The sequence below is a fragment of the Methylobacterium sp. E-025 genome (genome assembly GCF_022829705.1).
Classification (GTDB): Bacteria; Pseudomonadota; Alphaproteobacteria; order Rhizobiales; family Beijerinckiaceae; genus Methylobacterium.
In genome coordinates this window covers 53,667-69,042 of the sequence record NZ_JAKSYR010000136.1, presented here as the reverse complement: position 1 = coordinate 69,042, position 15,376 = coordinate 53,667, and the positions used below count along the sequence as shown (strand labels likewise).

Below are 15,376 nucleotides of genomic sequence, written 5' to 3'. Positions count from 1 at the left end.
CGCGAACTGGATGAAGGCCTTGTCGGCGTTCACGTACTGCTGCAGCCGGCCGAACTGATCGACACCAAGGGCCGGGTAGGCGTTGCCGATGCGCTGGTTCGTGCCCGACGTGCCGAGACCGGAATAGCCGGAGCCGCTGCCCGCTTCCAGGCGCACGAAGGCGCGAAGGGTGCCGTAGGCGGTCTGGGTGCGGGCATCGAGGTTGATGCGCAGGCGGGTGCGGTAGCCGGTGGTGTCACCGTTGTTCGAACCGTTCTGGCGCGAGTACGACGGCTGGTAGGCAGCGTCGAAGCGGGCGCGACCCGAAAGGCGGAGGCAGGTGTCGGTGCCGGGGATGTAGAAGAAGCCGGCGCCGTAGGCGGAGCAGACGCGGACGTACTCGATGGGGGCGGCCTTCTTGACCGGCAAATCGGCAGCCTGGGCGCCGGCGACGGCGGCGAAGCCGGCGGCCGAAGCGAGCAGGGTGCTCTTCAAGAGCGTCATAGATATCTCCAAAAGCTTCGAGACCCGAGGATCGTGTGGTCGCGGGGCCGGGGCCGATCGCGTCACACCTTGTTTTGCGGCCCGCTTTTTGGTGCGGGCTCATCGGGCCCGCTTTTGCGATGCCCCCAGTGCCCGAGCACTGTGTGCGAACCGGTCCACCCGAGCAACGTCGAATCCTCCTCGAAGACCTCGTGCGACGCCGCTGTTGCATCACGGCAACGAATCGAGTGACCTTTAGCCAGCTTGCATACGGATGTAGCGATCTGGCCCGCGCAACCGACCACGGAAGCCGTCGAAACACAGATCCTGCCGGCACTTCGCACATGGATTGTGCGCAATGTCGTCAATTCGATCTGCGGCGTGCTTTCGATCGCCGCTTCGCGCATCGCCGCCTCGCCTCCGGCGAATCCTGTCTCGCGGTGCGAAGGAGCGAATACCGACTTCCAGCGCGATAGACATCAAAGCTTTAGAATTCACCAATTATTAAGTTAACTTTATTGAAGAGTAAGAATTGACGACGACAGTCCAAGGCTTCAGGTTCGAGATGGATCAGATGGTGTTGCGTGCAATGATTTCCTCTCACGACATTCGCGAAACGCTCGGTGGAATCGAGTCCCTGTCCGGCCAAGTCGACCGGCTCTCGGACGACGACGATCTGTTCGACAAGGGCCTGTGCTCCTTCGGATCCGTGCAGCTGATGCTCGCGCTCGAGGAGCGGTTCAACATCGAGTTCCCCGATCATCTCTTGAACCGGGCGTCGTTCGCGACGATCCGCGCGATCCGCAGCACCGTCGCGACGATCGCCCAGCCGGTGGACGCATGAGCGCGCTCGCCAAGCGGGTGCCCCCCGAACCGGTTCTCGCCCCGCCGACCTTCGCGGAGCGCATCCGCCGGGTCGCTCAGGTCGCCGCGCTCCATGCGGACGCCGTCGATCGCGAGGGGCGCTTCCCCGCGGAAGCCGTCGCCGCGCTCCGCGAGGAGCGGCTCCTCGGGATCCAGATCCCGGAGGCGTTCGGCGGCGAGGGGGCCGACATGAGCCGGCTGGCGGAGGCCTGCTTCGGCCTGGGGCAGGCCTGCGCCGCGACCGGGATGGTGTTCGCGATGCACCAGATCAAGGTCGCGAGCCTCGTCACCCATGGCGGGGAGAGCGCCTGGCACCGCGCGCTAATGCAGCGGGTGGCGGAGCGGCAGCTGCTCGTCGCCTCGGCGACCACCGAGGGCGGCATCGGCGGCGACCTGCGCAACAGCCTCTGCGCGGTCGAGGCCGAGGGCGACGCGTTCGCCTTCCGCAAGGACGCCACCGTGATTTCCTACGGCGCCCACGCCGACGTGATCCTCGCCACCGGCCGGCGCCATCCGGACGCCGCCTCCTCCGACCAGGTCCTCGTCGCGCTGACGGCCGACCAGATCACCCTGGAGCGGACCAGCCGCTGGGACACGCTCGGCATGCGCGGCACCTGCAGCGACGGCTTCCTGCTCGCCGCCCGCGACGTGCCGATCGCCCAGATCCTGCCGAAGCCCTTCGCCGAGATCGCGGCCCAGTCGATGCTGGCCTCCTCGCACCTGCTGTGGAGCAGCGTCTGGTTCGGGATCGCGAGCCATGCCGTCGACCGGGCGCGGACCTTCGTCCAGGCCGAGGCCCGCCGGCGGCCGGGCACGGTGCCGCCGGGCGCCCTGCGTCTCGCCGAGGCGACGAGCGCGCTGCAGGCGATGAAGGGGACCATCCAGGGCGGGCTGCGCCACTACGCGGAAGCCCAGGGCGCGCCCGATCTGCTCGGCTCGATCGGCTTCGCGGTGGCCTTGAACAACGTGAAGACCACCGCCTCGACCGCGGCCGTCGCCATCGTCCAGCTGGCGCTGGGGATCGTCGGCATCGCCGGCTACAAGAACGGAACCCCGTTCAGCCTCGGCCGGGCGCTGCGCGACGTGATGTCGGCGCCGCTGATGATTAGCAACGACCGTATCCACAGCAACACCGCCAACCTTCTGCTGGTGCAGAAGGGCAACGGCCAATTCCTGAGCGCGTGATGGACAGCTTGGCCACCCCGACCCTCGCCGCGCCGCTCGAGACGAGCCCGTCCCAGGCGGATGCGACGGAACCGCGCTCGTTCCTCGACCGCCTGTTCGACCGCGGCCACCTGGTGCGCACCGGGATCGACGGGCTGTACGGGCGCGGCGGCGACTTCGAGAGCGTGGTCGAGGCGCTCGACGCCCTCGTCTCGCGCCTCGGCGCGGCCGACGGCGCCGAGCGGATGCGCTTCCCGCCGGGCATGAGCCGCCCGGCCTTCGAGCGCAGCGGCTACCTCAAGGGCTTCCCCAACCTCGCCGGCACCGTGCACAGCTTCTGCGGCGACGAGGCCGCCCACGCGCGCCTCCTCGCCTGCGTCGAGGCCGGGCGGGACTGGACCCAGGACCAGGCCTGCACCGACATCGTGCTGACGCCGGCCGCCTGCTACCCGCTCTACCCGGTCGCCGCCGCGCGGGGGGCCCTGCCGGCCGGCGGCCTGCTGTTCGACCTGCAATCCTACTGCTTCCGCCACGAGCCCTCGGTCGAGCCGACCCGGATGCAGATGTTCCGCATGCGCGAGTACGTGCGCATGGGCAGCCCCGAGCAGGTGCTGGCCTTCCGGGAGGTCTGGCTCGAGCGCGGCACCGCGATGATGCGCGCCCTCGGCCTGCCGCTGGCGGTCGACCCGGCCAACGACCCGTTCTTCGGCCGCGCCGGGCGGATGCTGGCCAACAACCAGCGCATGCAGGGGCTCAAGTTCGAGCTCAACGTGCCGGTCAACAGCGAGGCCCCGCCGACCGCCTGCCTGAGCTTCAACTACCACCAGGACCACTTCGGCAGCACCTGGGAGATCGGCCAGGCGGACGGCGCCGTCGCCCACACCGCCTGCGTCGGGTTCGGCCTGGAGCGGATCACGCTCGCGCTGCTGCGCCACCACGGCCTCGACCTCGCCGCCTGGCCGGCGGACGTGCGCACGCAGCTCTGGGGCTAGGACGGTGCCGGCCGCCCTCGCCCTCGCCCGTGCCCCGGACGCCGCCCCCGAGCCGGCGCCCCACCCGCTCCACGCCCCGGCCCGCGCCTGGCCGGAGACCAACTGCTACGTCGACCTCTGGATCGAGCTGCTGCACGCCCGCGGGCTCGAACCGGAGGGGATGCTCGGCTTCACCCTGCGCCAGGATTTCGAGGGCGACCAGTTCACCTTCTTCAAGCCGGCGATGGCCGACATTGAGGCGCTCTACGGCCTGCGCCTGGAGGAGCTCGCCGTCTACGACGGGCTCGAGCGCCACGCGAGCGTCCAGGTCGCCCGCGGCTGCCCGGTGCTCGTCGAGGTCGACGCGATCCACCTGCCCGACACCGCCGGCACCACCTACGGGCGCGAGCACGCCAAGACGACGATCGCGATCCTCGGGCTCGACCCGCGGCGGCGCACCCTCGACTACCTGCACAATGCCGGCCGCTTCCAGCTCGCCGCCGACGACTACGACGGCATCTTCGGCCCTGCCCTACTGGCGCCCTACGCCGAGTTCGTGAAGGTGGTCGCCCCGCCCCTGCCGCCTCGCGCGCTGCGGGCGGCGGCCCGCACGCTGCTGTGCGGGCATCGCACCCGCGCCCCGCGGACGAACCCCGTGCGCGCCTTCCAGGCGGCGCTGGAGCAGACCGGCGAGGCCCTCGTGCTGCAGCCGCTCTCGGTCTTCCACCGCTACGCCTTCAACACCACACGCCAGCTCGGGGCCAACTTCGAGCTTCTCGGCAGCCACCTCGCCTGGCTCGACGCCGCGGGGCTGGCCGATCTCGCCACCGCGGCGGAGGCGGCGACGCGGCTGGCACAGGAGACCAAGACGTTCCAGTTCCAGCTCGCCCGCGCCTTCGGCCGGCGCAACGCCGCGCCGCTGGCGGCCGCGCTCGAGCGCCCCGCCGCGAGCTACGACGCGGTCTTCTCCGCCCTCGACCGCGCCCTGCGCTGAGGGACGGCGCCGTGGCCCGCCTCCACGCCGTCGACGGCATCCCGGCCCGCACGATCGAAGGGCCGTGGTCCCTCGTGGTGACAACGCCCGGTGCCTGCGCCGGGCCGGGCGAGGCGGCGAGCCTGCCGGGCTGGATTTCGGCGGAGGTCCCCGGCACCGCGGCCGCCGCGCTCCGTGCGGCCGGCCTCTGGTCGGAGGCCGAGCCGACGCCGCTCCACGGGGCGGACGTCTGGTACCGCACCGCGCTGACCCTGCAGGGCCGCGAATCCCTCCGCTTCGAGGGGCTGGCGACGCTCGCCGAGATCTGGGTCGACGGCGTGCTCCGCCTCGAGACGCGCTCGATGTTCCTCGCCCACGCCATCGCGGTCGAGGGGACGGGCACGGTCGAGCTCGCCCTGTGCTTCCGCGCCCTGCAGGCCGAGCTCGCCCGGCCCAACCGGCGCGGGCGCTGGCGCCCTCGCCTGGCGACGCCCGGAGCGCTGCGCCACGTCCGCACCAGCCTGCTCGGCTTCATGCCCGGCTGGTGCCCGCCGATCGACACGGTCGGCCCGTACCGGCCCGTCACCCGGACCGCGATCGGTCCCGGTCGTCCGTACGTGCTGTCGGTCGACCTGCGCGCCGCGCTCGACGGCGGCACCGGCCGCCTGCGCCTCCGTCTCGCCCTCGCCGATGCCGGAGGCTCCCGGCTGACGCTCCGCTGCGCCGGGGCAGAGACGGTGATCGAGGCCGACGCGGCGGGCGGCTTCGCCGGCGAGGTGCTGATTCCCGAGGTCGCCTTGTGGTGGCCGCATACCCACGGCGAGCCGCGGCTCCACGCGGTCGAGGCCGAGATCGACGGCCATGTGCTGGCGCTCGGTCGCGTCGGCTTCCGCACGATCGCGCTGGAACGGCCGTTCGCCGAGGGCCTGAGCCTGACGATCAACGGCGTGCCGGTGTTCTGCCGCGGCGCGTGCTGGACGCCGGCCGACCTCGTCGGCCATTCGGCCGAGGCGTGCCGCCCGCTGCTGGCGCTCGCGCACGAGGCCGGCATGAACATGCTGCGGGTCTCCGGCATCACGCTCTACGAATCCGACGCCTTCCACGACCTGTGCGACGAGCTCGGCATCCTGGTCTTCCAGGACCTGATGCTCGCCAACTTCGACTATCCCGTCGACGATCCGGCCTTTCGGGAGCTGCTGCTCGCCGAGATCGACGGCTTCCTCGACCGCACCCAGGCCTCGCCCTCGCTCTGCGTCCTGTGCGGCGGCAGCGAGGTCGCGCAGCAGGCGGCGATGCTCGGGTTCCCCCCAGACGCCTGGACCGGGGGCCTCGCCGAGGACGTCCTCGCCGCCCGCGTCGCCCGCCTGCGGCCGGACCTCGTGGTCGTGCCGAACTCGCCCTTCGGCGGGGACCTGCCGTTCTCGACCGAGGCCGGGCTCGCCCACTATTACGGCGTCGGCGCCTACCGCCGGCCGCTGGAGGATGCGCGCCGCGCCGAGGTCGGCTTCGCCTCGGAATGCTTGGCCTTCGCCAACGTGCCCGAGGACGCGACGCTGCGGGAGGCTGACCTCCTGGACCCCGCCGGCCCGGCCTGGGCCGCGGCGATCCCGCGCGACCGCGGCGCGGATTGGGATTTCGAGCAGGTCCGCGACCACTATCTCCGGACGCTGTTCGGGCTCGACCCCGAGACCTTGCGTCGCGACGACCCGGACCGCTACCGCGCGCTCGCCCGCGCGACGAGCGCCGAGGTGATGGAGGCGGTGTTCGGCGAGTGGCGCCGGGCGCGCTCGCCCACCGCCGGCGGGCTCGTGTGGAACTTCCGCGACCTCGCCCCCGGGCTCGGATGGGGCGTCGTCGATGCGGCCGGCCGCCCGAAATCGGCGTGGTACGCCCTCAAGCGCGCCTTCCGGCCCATCCAGCTGGCGATCTCGGACGAGGGCCTGAACGGCCTGCACCTCCACGTCCACAACGACGCGGCCACGCCGCTGTCCGCAACGTTGCGGCTCGTCTTCAGCGATGCCGAGGGGCGCGTGGTGCAGCAGGCCGAGCGCGCGATCGCGTGCGATCCGCGCAGCTCGGGAACCTGGTCGAGCGCGACGCTGCTCGGGCGGTTCTTCGATGCCACCGGAAGCTACCGCTTCGGCCCCCCCGCGCACAGCCTCGCCCATGCGAGCCTGATCGGCCCGGACCGCGACGGCGTCCTCGCCGAGAGCTTCCACTTCCCGCAAGGGCGCGATCCGGCACCGCGCCCGATCGGGCTCGCCGCCGCGATCGAGGCCGGCGCGGCCGGTCCCGTCCTCCGGGTCGCGGCGGACCGCTTCGCGCTCTGCGTGCGGATCGAGACCGAGACGGACGCGCGTCCCACCGACGACGGCTTCCATCTCGCGCCCGGCACGCGGCGGCGCATCGCCCTCGTCGGGGACGGCCGTCCGCGCGGGATCGTCCGGGCCGTCAACACAAACGAGATCGTGAGGTTCTAAAACCTTGATGATGCACGCTCCCTTGCCGCAGCGCCTGTCGCCCCTCGAAGCGGAACCGGTCGTGATCGACGGCCTGTTCGGATGGTTCAGCCCGGGCATCGGCCGGCGCGGCGTGATCCTGTGCGGTGCGACCGGCTTCGAGCAGCTCTCGGCGCATCGCCCGTGGCGGGCACTGGCCGGACGGATCGCCGCCACCGGCTGCGCGACCCTGCGCTTCGACTATCCGGGCGAGGGCGATTCGGCGGATGCGGGCGCCGGGACGCTGGCGGCGTGGCGCGATGCGGTCCGCAGGGCGGTGCGCTTCCTGCGCGAGGAACCGGGGGTGACGGAGGTCGTCCTCGTCGGCCTGCGGCTCGGGGCGACGCTGGCGGCGCTCGTGGCCGAGGAGGGCGGCGTCGACCGGCTCGTGCTGATGGCGCCGTGCCGGACCGGGCGCGGGTACCTGCGCGAGATGAAGCTGCGGGCCCCGGCGGTGAACCAGCTGTCGGACGGCACCGCGCCGGCCGAGATGCCCGGTCGCCTCTCGGTCGGCGGCTTTCCGATCGGCCCGGAGCTCGCGGCCGACCTTGCGCGGATCGACCTCGCTTCGGCGACGGTCCGGCCGGCGCCCGAGATCCTGATCCTCGGCGCGGAGACCGACGCCCTCGCCAAGCGCTACGCCGCGCTCGGCGCCGCGGTGACGGCGGGCGCCCTGCCCGGCCTCGCCCAGCTCGTCGGCAACCCACTGTTCTCGGAGGCACCCGAGGCGGCCTTCGCCGAGGTGGTCGCCTTCGCGACCGCAGGCGCCCTGCCCCGGCCGAATTCGGCGCGCGCCGTCGCGGCGCCCGCCCATCTTGCCGGAGGCGGCTGGCGGGAGGAGGTGGCCCGGTTCGGGCCGGGGCTGTTCGGCATCCACGCCCGGCCGACCGGCCCGTCGACGGGGGCGCCGACGGTCCTGTTCATCGCCGCCGGCCTCAGCGCGCATTCCGGCTGGGGCCGTCAGGCGACGCGGATGGCCCGCGTTCTCGCGGCCGAGGGCGTGCCGTCGCTGCGGATGGATCTGGCCGGGGTCGGCGACAGCGCGGATCGGCCGGGCGGCGCCTCGCCGATGTTCTCGGCCGACACCCTCGACGATTTCCGTCACGCCCTGGACCACCTGGAGGCGCAGGGCGCGAGCCGGGTCGTCCTCGTCGGCAATTGCAGCGGCGCCTACGCGGCGTTCCAGGCGGCGTGGCGCGACCGCCGGGTCGCGGGCGCGCTGCTGGCCAACCTCTACTGCTTCGACTGGCACCCGGACGACGACGTCGACGCCGTCGTGCGCCGGACGGTGGGAAGCGCCGCGACCTATGCCGCCCTGCTCCGGCGCGGCAGCACGTGGCGCCGCCTGCTCAAGGGCGAGGTCGGCGTCCGGGCGATCGGCAGCGTGCTCCTGCGCCGCGGCCTGTGCATGGCCGAACGCCGGTGGAAGGCGCTGTTCCGTCCGGCGCCCGAGGGCGGCAGCGTCGCGCGCCGGATCGCGGCGATGCGCCGGCGCGGCGCGCCTCTGCGCCTCGTCTACGCGGTCGGCGATCCCGGGATCCCCGCCCTGCGCAGGCATGTCGGCCGCACGCCGGAGCGGGCCGCCCGGCGCCTCGGCGCGCCGGTCGCGATCATCGCGGGCACCGACCACAACCTCGCGACGCCCGCCGCGCAGGCCGAGCTGGTCACGATCCTGCGGGACCTCGTCGCCACCGTCGTCGCGAGTCGCCCCTGACGCCCCGCCGGCCGCGGGGGGCGGCGAGACAACGCAGGCGAGGGGCTTCACAGGGCGGGTCCCACCGCCTACCTTCGGGGTCCCAGCAACGAACGAAAGGAGGTGATCCAGTGTCTCATTGTCATCAGCCGCTGTCTTCGGCTTACCGGACCTGGACCGTCGCCTCCGGCGCCTCCTTCTAAGGGCGCTCGAGCCGCACACTCGGGACAGTTTCGGCCGGACCGCGGTTCGGCAATGGAAGGGCCGCCCTAACGGGCGGCCCTTCGGCTTTTCGGGGGGCACGGCGATCGCGTCGCCGTGCCGATGCGAAGCCGGTTCAGCGCTTCTGGAACAGCGGCTGCGCCAGCGCCTCGGTGCGGGCGCGCCACAGGTCGCGCTCCTCGCGCATCGCGTCGAGCTCGTCGCGGATCTGATCGCGCTCCGCCCGGAAGTGATCGCGCTCGGCGCGGATTTCCTGGAGGGCGTTCATCTCGATCTGCACGTGGTTGCGCAGCTCGCGGATCTCCTGGGCGAGCAGGGTCTGCAGCTCGCCGTGGCGGTCGGCCTCGAGCCGAAGCTTGGCCTTCAGCATCAGGTTCTCGGCCATCAGCTCCGAGACGTCCTCGGCGTCCGAGTTCGAGCGCGGGGCCTCGGCCGGCTGCTGCACGATCCGGGGCGACCAGGCCTGCTCGGCGGCGCGGGCCTCGGGGCGCGGCGCCGGGCGCGCCTCGGCATGGCGCGCCTCGGCATGGCGCGCCTCGACTTGGGGCTGTGCCGGGGCCTGGGCGGCGGGCGCCTGGGCCTTCATGGCGGCGAGCCAGTCGCGCAGCGGGCCCGGGGCCGGGCGTCCACCGGACTCGTAGGGTGGCAGGTTGCGGGCGGGGTCCGACATCGGCATGTCCTCAACGATCGAGGCCATTCAGCGCCGAACATGCTTAACGATCGGTAAAGGTTAACGCCGTCTCGCCGTCCGATCACGGGAATGTGGGCCGGATCCCGCCCTGCCCCTCAGCCCGCGCCCTTCTCGATCTCCTAGTCGCTCTCCTGGTCGACGTTCTGCTCGCGCTCGTCGAAGGTGTAGCCTTCGAGCCAGTCCGCGCTGTCCTGCGAGCCGGCCGGGTAGGGGTCGGCCGAGAGCGGCGCGCCCTGCTTCTTGGCCGCCCTGCCCTCTTCCACGATCTTGGCCGATACGTATGCCATGCGGGTCTCCTCCTTGGCGCCTTGGTCTTCCGAAGGTGGGAGGACCGTGCGAAAAGGCGAGCCCGGCCGTCGGCGGGGACGACGGACCGCTGCAGATCCGTCGCGAAATTGACTTTTCGCGTGAGCTTCCGTATCGCCCGGCGCATCCGACGTTCTTCGTCGACTCCGAAGCCGACCGGTCCACCGAGACCGGAGGTCAACGCCCGACAGCGCGTCCGCGCCCTCGGGCGTGCTCGGCGTTGGCGGCAGCGTCCTCACGAAGGCCGTCCTTGACCCACGCCATGACCCCATCCGCCGCCCTGCGCATCGAGGATGCCGTGAACGAGGTCTGCCCCTGGTCGGGCAAGCCGATCGCGGCCGATTCGCTGACGCTGTACAACGGCGCCGTGGTCGGCTTCTGCAATCCGGGCTGCCGGGACAAGTTCGCCCGCGCGGTCGGCGCCTTCGAGGATGCGTTCCAGGCGCGTCGCGCCGCCGCGTCGGGGCTGGACCAGTAGCGCCATGTTCGAGGGCCTTTCCGACCGCCTGTCCGGCATCCTCTCCGGCCTCACCCGCCGGGGTGCGCTGACCGAGGCCGACGTCACCGCCGCGATGCGCGAGGTCCGCCGCGCCCTGCTCGAGGCCGACGTGGCGCTCGAGGTGGTGCGCGGCTTCACCGACGCGGTGCGCGAGAAGGCCGTCGGCGCCGTCGTGCTGAAGTCGGTGACGCCCGGCCAGATGGTCGTGAAGATCGTCAACGACGAGCTCGTGGCGATGCTCGGCACCGATGCCGCGGTGATCGACCTGAACGCGCCCGCCCCCGTGCCGATCCTGATGGTCGGACTGCAGGGCTCGGGCAAGACCACCACGACGGCCAAGATCGCCCGACGCCTGTCGGACCGCGAGAAGCGCAAGGTGCTGCTCGCCTCGCTCGACACCCGCCGTCCGGCGGCGATGGAGCAGCTCGCCGTCCTCGCTGGCCAGGTCGGCGTCGCCTGCCTGCCGATCGTCGCCGGCCAGTCGGCGGTGCAGATCGCCAAGCGCGCGATGGATGCCGCCCGGCTCGGCGGCTTCGACGTGGTGATGCTCGACACCGCCGGCCGCACCACGGTCGACGAGGCCCTGATGCAGGAAGCCGCCGAGGTGAAGGCGGCGACGAAACCCCACGAGGTCCTGCTCGTCGCCGACGCGCTCACCGGCCAGGACGCGGTCAACACTGCCCGCGCCTTCGACCAGCGCCTCGGCGTCACCGGCATCGTGCTCACCCGCATGGACGGCGATTCGCGCGGCGGTGCGGCGCTCTCGATGCGCGCCGTCACCGGCAAGCCGATCAAGCTCGTCGGCACCGGCGAGAAGGTCGACGCGTTGGAGGAGTTCCACCCCTCCCGCGTCGCCAACCGCATCCTCGGCATGGGCGACATCGTCTCGCTCGTCGAGAAGGCGGCCGAGACCATCGATCACGAGCAGGCGCTCCGCACCGCGGAGAAGATGCGCAAGGGCAAGTTCGACCTCGACGACCTGTCGATGCAGCTCGCCCAGATGGAGAAGATGGGCGGCATCGGCGGCCTGATGGGCATGCTGCCCGGCATGGGCGCGATGAAGAAGCAGGTCGAGGGCGCCAACCTCGACGAGAAGATGTTCAAGCGCCAGCGCGCGATCATCTCCTCGATGACGGCGCGGGAGCGCAAGAACCCCGATCTCCTCAAGAACTCCCGCAAGAAGCGCATCGCGGCCGGCTCGGGCACCAAGGTCGAGGAGCTGAACAAGCTCCTGAAGATGCACCGGACCATGGCCGACATGATGAAGGCGATGGGCTCGGGCAAGCGCGGCATCGGCCAGGCGCTGGGCTTGATGTTCGGCCTCGGCGGCGGCGGGATGCCGGGCGGCATGGGCGGGATGCCCGGGCTTCCCCCGGGGATGCCCGAGCCGACGCCGGAGCAGATTGAGGCGATGCAGAAGCAGTTCGGCGGCAAGCTGCCGCCGATGCCCCCCGGCCTCGGGGGCGGCGGCAAGATGCCGGGCCTTCCGGGTCTCGGCGCGCCGAAGATGCCGGGCCTCGGCGGCTTCCCGTTCGGGAAGAAGAAGTAGGGCGAATGGGGAGTAGCGAATAGCGAACGGGGCTTTCGGCTATCTGTTCGCTACTCACTACCCACGATTCGCCGATCGATCGAAGCAAATCAGGAGCTGAAGACATGTCCCTCAAGATCCGCCTCACCCGTGGCGGCGCCAAGAAGCGCCCGTACTACCGCATCGTCGTCGCCGACGCCCGCGCGCCCCGCGACGGCCGCTTCATCGAGAAGGTCGGCGCCTACGACCCGATGAAGGCCAAGGACGACCCGGCCCGCATCGTGCTCGAGGCCGAGAAGATCACGGCGTGGCTCGCCAAGGGCGCGCAGCCGACCGACCGCGTCCTGCGCTTCCTCGACGCCGCCGGCCTCGCCAAGCGCCCCACCCGCAACAACCCGCAGAAGGCCGAGCCGGGCGAGAAGGCCAAGGAGCGCGCCGCCAAGCGCGCCGAGAAGGCCGCCAAGCCCGCCGAGGACGCGGCCGCTTAAGGAGCGCCAGCATGCGTCGTCCCGCAGGCCCATCCCGCGGCGACGGCGCGCGCCGCGGCGCCATCGCGCCCGGCACCCAGACCTCGCCGCGGCCCAAGCCCGCGGCGAAGCCGGCTCCCGCCGCGGTCGATCCGAGCCTCGTCGTGATGGGCGAGTTCGGGCGGGCGCAGGGGCTGAACGGCGAGATCCGCCTGAAATCCTATACCGGCGACCCGCAGGCGATCGCCGGCTACGGCCCCCTCGTCGCGGCCGACGGCCGGACGTTCGAGCTGACGAGCGTGCGCCCGGCGCCCGGCTCCTCGCCCGACCTGCTGATCGCGCGGGTGCGCGGCGTCTCCGACCGGACCGGCGCGGAGGCGCTGAACCGGACCCTCCTCCACGTCCCCCGCGAGCGCCTCGGCGACCCCGATGAGGACGAGGTCTTCACCGCCGACCTCGTCGGGCTGCCGGCGATCGATGCCGCCGGCACCGTGCTCGGCACCATCGTCGCCGTGCCGAACTACGGCGGCGGCGATCTCCTCGAGATCAAGCCCGCGCAGGGTGGCGCCACCGCGCTGCTGCCCTTCACCAAGGCCTTCGTTCCCGAGCTCGACGTGGCGGCCGGGCGCGTCGTCGTCGCTCCGCCGGAGGATTTCTTCGCGCCGCCCGGCCCGAAGCCCGCGGACGATCCGGGCTGAGCGGAGCCCCGGCGTGCCCGGCGGCGATCCGCCCTACGCTTCCATCAATCCGCTGAGCGGCGCCGTGACCGTGCAGGTGACGCCGGTTTCCGGGTAGGCCAGCGCCACCGCGCCGCCGATCGCGCCGACGAGGCCGCGCTCGATCAGCCGGGTGCCGAAACCCTTGCGGCGCGGCTCGACCACCGGCGGACCGCCCTGCTCGCGCCAGAGCAGGTGGATCACCGCGCCGGGCCCCTCGCCGGCGACGTGCCAGCCCAGGGCCACGCTGCCGCCCGGCACCGAGAGCGCGCCGTACTTGACCGCGTTGGTGGCGAGCTCGTGCGCCATCAGCGCCAGCGACAGCGCCGCCTTCGGGCCGACCGCGAGGTCGGGGCCGGACAGCCGGAACCGCTGCGGCCCGCCGTCGTCGTGGATGCTCAGCGCGCCGCTGAGCACCGCCTCCATCCCGGCGCTCTCGCTCTCGCCGGAGAGCAGGATGTCGTGGGCCTTGCCCATGGCCACGAGACGGGCCGACAGGGCCTCGCGCGCCGCGTCCAGATCGGTGACGTTGCGCAGGGTCTGCGTCGCGATCGCCTGGACCAGCGCCAGCGTGTTCTTCAGGCGATGGCCGAGCTCGTGGTGGAGGATGTCCTGCTGCGCCGCGGCGCGCTTGCGGTCCTCGATGTCGCTGATCGCCACCACGGCGCCGATCGTGGCGCCGGACGGGTCCTTCACCGCCTCGCCGACGATCTCGATCCAGCGGCGCGACCCGTCCGGCCGCTGGTAGTGCGCTTCCAGCTCGGCATGGTCGACCTCGCCCGCGGTGAGGCGGGCGAGCGGGTAGTCCTCCGGCGCCACCGGCGCCCCGTCCGAGCGGAAGGCGCGGTAGGCGCCGTAGCCGGCACGGTCTTCGGCGTAGAGGGTGGCGTGGCCGAGGATGCGCTCCAGGCGCGAGTTGCCGAAGACGATCCGGCCGCTCGGGGCCTCGGCCAGCAGGATGCCCACCGGCATGGTCTGGAGCACGGTGTCGAGCTGCGCCTGGTTCTGGCGCAGGCGGCGCTCGGTCTCGTTGCGCCGGGTGATGTCGAGCATCGCCCCGATCATCCGCACCGCCCGGCCCGCGCCGTCGCGGATGATGTAGCCGCGGTCGATCACCGCGGCGTAGCTGCCGTCGCCCCGCCGGAAGCGGTACTCGTCGGTCCAGGTCTCGGTCGCGCCGTCGATCGCCGCATGGATGCTGCGGGCGATCCGGTCGCGGTCCTCCGGATGGATCTGGGCGAGCCACCAGGCGCCCTGCGGCGCGACGTCCCCGAGGTCGTGGCCGTGGGCCAGCATCAGCGCCTCGTTCCACCGGACCTGGTCCGCGACGAGGTCCCAGTCCCAGATCGCGTCGGTGGTGGCCCGCGCCGCCAGGCGATAGCGCTCCTCGGTCGCCTTCAGGGCGAGGTCGGCGGATTTGTGCTCGGTGATGTCGCGGACGGTGCCGATGAAGCGGACCGCGACGCCGTCCTCGAGGATCGCCCGCCCGCGGGCGGCGATCCAGCGCTGCGCGCCGGTGTCGGCCGCGATCACCCGGTAGTCGATGTCGAGCGCGCCGGTGCCGGCCGGGTCCATGGCCGCCCGGACCGCCGCGTCCGCGCGCTCCCGGTCGTCGGGGTGCAGGCCGCCGAGATAGGTCTCGGCGTAGGTGACCGGGCCGCGGGCCGGCACGCCGAACAGGGCGCGCACCCGCGCGTCCCAGCGCAGCTCGCCGCTCGCGAGGTCGAAGTCGAAGATGCCGATGCCGGTGGCTTCGACCGCGAGCCGCAGCTGCTCCTCGGCCAGCGCGCGGGCGGCGAGCGCCTGCTCGCGGTTCTCGATCGCCCGGCGCAGCTCGAGCTGGACCATCACCTGGCGCGCGAGGGCGGCGAGCGTCGCCATCTGCCGGTCGGTCAGCCCTTCGGGGCGCGGGACGGAGTCGATGACGCAGAGCGTGCCGAGGGCGAAACCCTCCTGCGTGTGCAGCGGCGCGCCGGCATAGAACCGGATCTGCGGATCGCCCGTGACCAGGGCGTTGTCGCGGGTCCGCGGATCGCGGGTCAGGTCGGGGATGACCAGGATGCCGTCCCGGCCCAGCGCGTGCGCGCAGACCGATTGCGACAGCGGCGTCTCGCACGGGTCGAAGCCGATGCGGGCCTTGAACCATTGCCGGTCCTTGGCGACGAAGCTGACGAGCGCGGTCGGGGTCTCGCAGGCCTGCGAGGCCAGCAGGACGATGTCCTCGAAGCCGGCCTCGGCGGGCGTGTCGAGGATGTCGTAGGTGTCGAGGGCGGCGAGACGCGCGTCGTCCAGCGGGTCGTCCGGCGTCGGTGCGGCGGTCAT

General features: G+C 72.5%; 15 protein-coding genes. 10 read left to right on the top strand and 5 right to left on the bottom strand.

Annotation, left to right across the window (positions count from 1 at the left end; genetic code table 11):
• Both MKK64_RS20150 and MKK64_RS20145 read right to left on the bottom strand, forming a co-directional pair.
• Positions 1-483: porin (locus tag MKK64_RS20150; protein WP_243936703.1), on the bottom strand; the 483-nt coding region annotated here is incomplete at its 3' end.
• Between the two features lie 62 nt (positions 484-545).
• Entirely contained in the window at positions 546-869 is a 324-nt protein-coding gene (locus MKK64_RS20145) for a hypothetical protein (protein ID WP_147729311.1), read from the bottom strand.
• Between the two features lie 167 nt (positions 870-1,036).
• Between MKK64_RS20145 and MKK64_RS20140 the strand changes: the two genes are divergently transcribed.
• Genes MKK64_RS20140 through MKK64_RS20115 form a run of 6 tightly spaced genes read left to right on the top strand, consistent with a single transcriptional unit; the run spans position 1,037 to position 8,646 of the window.
• Positions 1,037-1,306 (top strand): acyl carrier protein, encoded by a 270-nt coding sequence (locus tag MKK64_RS20140; RefSeq protein WP_409567138.1) that lies wholly within the window; start codon positions 1,037-1,039, stop codon positions 1,304-1,306.
• Positions 1,303-2,511, top strand: coding sequence for an acyl-CoA dehydrogenase family protein (locus MKK64_RS20135; protein WP_243936699.1), 1,209 nt, complete (start codon positions 1,303-1,305; stop codon positions 2,509-2,511). The genes MKK64_RS20140 and MKK64_RS20135 overlap by 4 nt, the downstream gene beginning before the upstream one ends.
• A gap of 8 nt (positions 2,512-2,519) precedes the next feature.
• Positions 2,520-3,482, top strand: a complete 963-nt coding sequence (locus MKK64_RS20130; protein WP_409567985.1) for an amino acid--[acyl-carrier-protein] ligase — start codon at positions 2,520-2,522, stop codon at positions 3,480-3,482.
• Positions 3,483-3,486: 4 nt separating this feature from the next.
• Positions 3,487-4,455 carry a DUF1839 family protein gene (locus MKK64_RS20125; protein WP_243936695.1) on the top strand — a complete coding sequence of 323 codons (969 nt, stop codon included), beginning with the start codon at positions 3,487-3,489 and terminating at the stop codon, positions 4,453-4,455.
• A gap of 11 nt (positions 4,456-4,466) precedes the next feature.
• Positions 4,467-6,914 carry a glycoside hydrolase family 2 protein gene (locus MKK64_RS20120; RefSeq protein WP_243936694.1) on the top strand — a complete coding sequence of 816 codons (2,448 nt, stop codon included), beginning with the start codon at positions 4,467-4,469 and terminating at the stop codon, positions 6,912-6,914.
• 7 nt (positions 6,915-6,921) lie between these two features.
• The gene (locus MKK64_RS20115; RefSeq protein ID WP_243936693.1) at positions 6,922-8,646 is read left to right on the top strand and encodes a thioesterase; all 1,725 of its coding nucleotides are present in this window, start codon (positions 6,922-6,924) and stop codon (positions 8,644-8,646) included.
• 316 nt (positions 8,647-8,962) lie between these two features.
• Here the strand turns inward: MKK64_RS20115 and MKK64_RS20110 are convergent, their stop codons facing one another.
• Together MKK64_RS20110 and MKK64_RS20105 are read right to left on the bottom strand one after the other, a co-directional pair.
• Positions 8,963-9,517: an ATPase gene (locus MKK64_RS20110; RefSeq protein WP_243936692.1), complete on the bottom strand. Its 555-nt coding sequence runs from the start codon at positions 9,515-9,517 to the stop codon at positions 8,963-8,965.
• 140 nt (positions 9,518-9,657) lie between these two features.
• Positions 9,658-9,825 (bottom strand): hypothetical protein, encoded by a 168-nt coding sequence (locus tag MKK64_RS20105; RefSeq protein ID WP_243936691.1) that lies wholly within the window; start codon positions 9,823-9,825, stop codon positions 9,658-9,660.
• Positions 9,826-10,106: 281 nt separating this feature from the next.
• On the opposite strand from MKK64_RS20105, the gene MKK64_RS20100 reads away from it, so the two are divergent.
• From MKK64_RS20100 to rimM, 4 genes are all read left to right on the top strand, one after another.
• Entirely contained in the window at positions 10,107-10,322 is a 216-nt protein-coding gene (locus tag MKK64_RS20100) for a glutathione S-transferase (protein WP_147728734.1), read from the top strand.
• Positions 10,323-10,326: 4 nt separating this feature from the next.
• Positions 10,327-11,892 carry a signal recognition particle protein gene (ffh, locus tag MKK64_RS20095; RefSeq protein WP_243936689.1) on the top strand — a complete coding sequence of 522 codons (1,566 nt, stop codon included), beginning with the start codon at positions 10,327-10,329 and terminating at the stop codon, positions 11,890-11,892.
• A 104-nt stretch (positions 11,893-11,996) separates the two neighbouring features.
• On the top strand, positions 11,997-12,359 hold the full coding sequence (rpsP, locus tag MKK64_RS20090) for a 30S ribosomal protein S16 (protein ID WP_147728730.1): 363 nt from the start codon (positions 11,997-11,999) through the stop codon (positions 12,357-12,359).
• Between the two features lie 11 nt (positions 12,360-12,370).
• Positions 12,371-13,036: a ribosome maturation factor RimM gene (gene rimM, locus MKK64_RS20085; protein ID WP_243936687.1), complete on the top strand. Its 666-nt coding sequence runs from the start codon at positions 12,371-12,373 to the stop codon at positions 13,034-13,036.
• Positions 13,037-13,069: 33 nt separating this feature from the next.
• Here rimM and MKK64_RS20080 read toward each other — a convergent pair whose 3' ends face one another.
• A complete protein-coding gene (locus MKK64_RS20080) occupies positions 13,070-15,376 on the bottom strand; it encodes a PAS domain-containing protein (protein WP_243936686.1) in 2,307 nt (768 codons plus the stop codon).

Coding starts and splice junctions, on each gene's coding strand:
- MKK64_RS20145 (WP_147729311.1), bottom strand. CDS start 869: ATGCGCGAAGCGGCGATCGAAAGCACGCCGCAGATCGAATTGACGACA.
- MKK64_RS20110 (WP_243936692.1), bottom strand. CDS start 9,517: ATGTCGGACCCCGCCCGCAACCTGCCACCCTACGAGTCCGGTGGACGC.
- rpsP (WP_147728730.1), top strand. CDS start 11,997: ATGTCCCTCAAGATCCGCCTCACCCGTGGCGGCGCCAAGAAGCGCCCG.
- MKK64_RS20135 (WP_243936699.1), top strand. CDS start 1,303: ATGAGCGCGCTCGCCAAGCGGGTGCCCCCCGAACCGGTTCTCGCCCCG.
- rimM (WP_243936687.1), top strand. CDS start 12,371: ATGCGTCGTCCCGCAGGCCCATCCCGCGGCGACGGCGCGCGCCGCGGC.
- ffh (WP_243936689.1), top strand. CDS start 10,327: ATGTTCGAGGGCCTTTCCGACCGCCTGTCCGGCATCCTCTCCGGCCTC.
- MKK64_RS20100 (WP_147728734.1), top strand. CDS start 10,107: ATGACCCCATCCGCCGCCCTGCGCATCGAGGATGCCGTGAACGAGGTC.
- MKK64_RS20105 (WP_243936691.1), bottom strand. CDS start 9,825: ATGGCATACGTATCGGCCAAGATCGTGGAAGAGGGCAGGGCGGCCAAG.
- MKK64_RS20080 (WP_243936686.1), bottom strand. CDS start 15,376: ATGACCGCCGCACCGACGCCGGACGACCCGCTGGACGACGCGCGTCTC.
- MKK64_RS20115 (WP_243936693.1), top strand. CDS start 6,922: ATGATGCACGCTCCCTTGCCGCAGCGCCTGTCGCCCCTCGAAGCGGAA.
- MKK64_RS20140 (WP_409567138.1), top strand. CDS start 1,037: ATGGTGTTGCGTGCAATGATTTCCTCTCACGACATTCGCGAAACGCTC.